The following is a 3367-nucleotide window of genomic DNA, read 5'->3' as shown; positions in this document are numbered from 1 at the left end:
GTTTTCCAGAGTTGGGAAGTATAGCCTGGAGCAGATAGTGCAGACTTCTTTACTACTGATTAATCCATCCTGCTTCCAGAGTTGGTTTGCTAAGTGTTGCTACTGCACCCCTTGATTCTTTAACAGGCTGTATCAATCAAATGGCGACTCTTTACCAAAAGTTCATACTCTGCAGCAACTCCATGATTAACCAGAGCTTGATAGAAGAGGGTATCTTCACCTGCATCTGCCATCCTTCCCAGTTACTTGCGACTGTACTTGCCCCGTGAGGATCTCAGGTTGCCCCAGAGCACTAAAAAGGCTCCCCCCAAGGGAGCCGAATAAACAGCGGAACCAGCAGAAATTAGTCAAACACGTTGCAGCTCTTGCCTGCGAACGTCGTAAGGGTAGGTACAACTGTCTGTTGGGCTCCCAAGCCAATGGTGCATTGGATAGGGTTACCACTGGAGTTAATATACTGGGTGCTGCCAGCAAGAGCAGTAGTATCCCACCGCATCCCTTGAGGAGAGGTGTTCGAAACGTTACTAGCCACCGGCGTACCGTAGTTTGGGGTGCTCCAAGGATCGTTCATATATTTGTCGCCTCGAGCACCGCAGTAAGTTGTGGGGCAGCCGAACTGAATTACGCTGTAGGCAGTAGGGTATTTTGTGAAATCCAAGCGATAAGCCTCAGAGCCCCGCCCCACCGCACTGAGAGCGGCTTGCGCTTCCGCAGTACGGGAGCGGCGCACTTGGTTCAAGAACTGAGGGATCGCCACCGCAGACAGCACGCCCACAATCACGATCACCACCAGCAGTTCGATCAGGGTGAAGCCCTTGGCTTGGGAGAGAAGTTGCTGAGCCAGCTTGGCCCGCAACAGAGACTGACGAGACTTCGCGCTCATAGTACTCGATCCTTAGTTACTAGAGAGTTACTTGTGCAGGTTACCTGCCAGTCTTAACATACCCAGCCTGAGGGCAATTCATAACAGACTGCCCCCCAGCGAAATTGCGGATCTTGAGGGGGGTGGGTCTAGAAAGGTTCCGTAGTTTGGCCGAGCGGGCCTCTGCATGGCAAATTAAGACCAGTTAAGACCAGCGCTCTCCCTTCCGCCCATGAACCCCACCCTGCAAGCTCGGATTCTGGAAGCCAAGCAACTGTTGCAGCAATCGCCAGATGCCTTCGCAGAATGGCTGGCGACTTTCTACCTACAGCAAGATCCAGAGGCGTGGAGAGAGTTCTTGTGGGGCCTCTTTGATCTTGAGGTGCCTTCGCCGTCTGAAGAAGAAGCTTTCCCGGCTGACCGGGTGGCAATCGCCCTCGCGGCACTGGAGCAAGTTTTGATTTCGGGCCGCCTAAACCTCGCCTACCAGGTCTACACATCCTTGGTCAAGACCGGGATCCTGCCCCCGGAGAAAGTCGTAGAGCTATTGCTGTCTTTGGCAGGCCGTCTGGAAAATACACCCAGCCAGGATTCCCAGCAGCGTCTCCAGATCTGCCTAAAGCTGAGGGAGATGGCCTTTGAGCTGGATCCAGTCCGGCGGGATAACACTCAAGTTCTGCTGTTCCGGGCCTTGCAAGCTCAAGACGAGCTGGCCGTCGGCTTCTACGGGCAGGCCCTAGTGGAGCACTTAGTCAGTCTGGCGGGTGAGGAGACCATAGACATCACCCAGGAGTCACTCCTAACTCAACTCCTCACTCGGCTATGGGATGACGGCTACCTGGATCTGTTTTTCGAAGTGGCCACAGTTCTACAAGCTCATCTCCTAGAGAGTCAGAAATCCGGCTTTGCCGCTCTCCTAGCTCAGCTAGCCCAGGCAGCAGATCCAAAGCAGGCCGAGCGCTATCAAGGTTTGTGGACAATAGAGGACTTGATCGGCGACTTCTTTCAGAGGGCAGCTCGTGCCCTCTTCGGAGACTCTACTAGCGACGCTTATTCCATCTTGGGAGAAGCGCTTCTTGCAGCAGCCGAAAGTCCCCAGGCACAGGAGAACTTTGCCCTGCGCCTGCCCCTTCTGTCGGAGTCCTTGGAAAAGCTGATCCACGCTGCCCGGCCAGACAGGGTAGAGCTTGCTATCCGAAAAATCATTGATTTTCTCTCGTCCAGATCAGTTGATCTAGGCTCCCTGGAAGTAAACGACGAAAATCTCCTCGAAAGCCTGACCGTTGCTAAAGCTATTCTCTTTCGAGTCTGCTTTTGTTGGAGCTATCTAACAGATGATCGGTCTCTAATCCGTCGTTACCAGCAGCTTGCTGGCAGGATTTTTAACGATTGCCTCAGTCTTATGGCCTCTCAGCGCGATTTCTTGTGGTCTGAGTATTGGAAAAAAAATCAGCAAGATTATCAAATAGTCAATGGAGAGAGTCGTAAACTTCGAGTTGGTTTCCTGGGCAGCTGTTTTCAGCGACACTCAGTGGGCTTCCTCAGCGAAGCTACTTTGAGAAATTTATCCCGCAGTGTATTAGATATTTGTTACTACTACTACCATGGCTGGAAAACTGAGGAAGTGGCCAGCCATGACAATACATACCAAAAGTTTTGGTCGCAGGAAAGCCTTTACTTTCGCTTCTTTTCTGAGGGAATTAATCCACCTCAAGTAGCTGCTCAAGCTCGCGAGGATCACATCGATATCATGGTCTTCATGGACTCTATCACCAGCCACGACGCCAATATCGTAGCAGCCCTACGGGCTGCCCCTGTCCAAATTGGCTGGTTAGGCGGGGATGCTGTCGGCTTACCTGAGTTTGATTACTTTTTTGCCGATCCTTATATTCTCCCCGAAGATGCGCAGGCCGATTACTATGAAAAGATTATCCGCTTGCCGAGCTATTGCGCCGTTGAGCATCTCGACGTCATTCCTGCTGACGAGGTAGAGTTTCGGACTAAACTGAGAATAGGTTCCCAAGACGTTGTTTTCCTTACCGCGGCTAACGCCTACAAGCGCACTGATAGTTGCATTGATGCTCACCTGAAGATTCTAAAAGCTGTTTCCAACGGCGTTCTTATTGTTAAAGGCTCTGGGGAAATTGCTACAGTAATCAGGCGTTATCAAGAGAAAGCGAAAGACTTGGGTGTTTTGGATCGCGTCCGTTTTCTTGCCAAAACCAGCAGTGTAGAAGAGCATCGGGGCCAACTGGCTCTAGTGGATCTGATTCTAGATACCTTTCCTTATACTGGCGCAACCCACACCATGGAAGTCCTTTACATGGGTGTGCCGGTTCTTACCCTGGTAGGCCGTCACTACTACGGCCGCATGAGCTACAGTCTGCTGAAAAATATCGGTCTCGAAGACTGCATCACCTGGTCGGTAGAAGAGTTTATCCAACGTGGGATCCAACTGGGCAACAATCCGGAGCAACTCAACCGAATTAAAAAGCAAATCAAAGA

At 51.5% G+C, this 3367-nt stretch carries 1 protein-coding gene and 2 pseudogenes; 2 read left to right on the top strand and 1 reads right to left on the bottom strand.

The features are described 5' to 3' along the window. A pseudogene (locus NW858_RS09250) lies at positions 1–115 on the top strand (IS630 family transposase); the annotation flags it as partial. A gap of 228 nt (positions 116–343) precedes the next feature. Here the strand turns inward: NW858_RS09250 and NW858_RS09245 are convergent. Continuing rightward, positions 344–883 (bottom strand): type IV pilin protein, encoded by a 540-nt coding sequence (locus NW858_RS09245; protein WP_414349196.1) that lies wholly within the window; start codon positions 881–883, stop codon positions 344–346. A gap of 211 nt (positions 884–1094) precedes the next feature. On the opposite strand from NW858_RS09245, the pseudogene NW858_RS09240 reads away from it, so the two are divergent. Then, positions 1095–3367: pseudogene (locus NW858_RS09240) on the top strand (FkbM family methyltransferase); the annotation flags it as partial.

Origin of the sequence: Synechococcus sp. H55.10 (assembly GCF_047502715.1) — a bacterium.
Lineage (GTDB): Bacteria > Cyanobacteriota > Cyanobacteriia > Thermostichales > Thermostichaceae > Thermostichus.
The sequence above is the reverse complement of the archived record's forward strand: the minus strand, read 5'-3'. Positions and strand labels throughout refer to the sequence as shown.

Bases quoted from the DNA above. Each gene is read 5' to 3' on its own strand.
- NW858_RS09245 (WP_414349196.1), bottom strand. From the start codon at position 883: ATGAGCGCGAAGTCTCGTCAGTCTCTGTTGCGGGCCAAGCTGGCTCAG.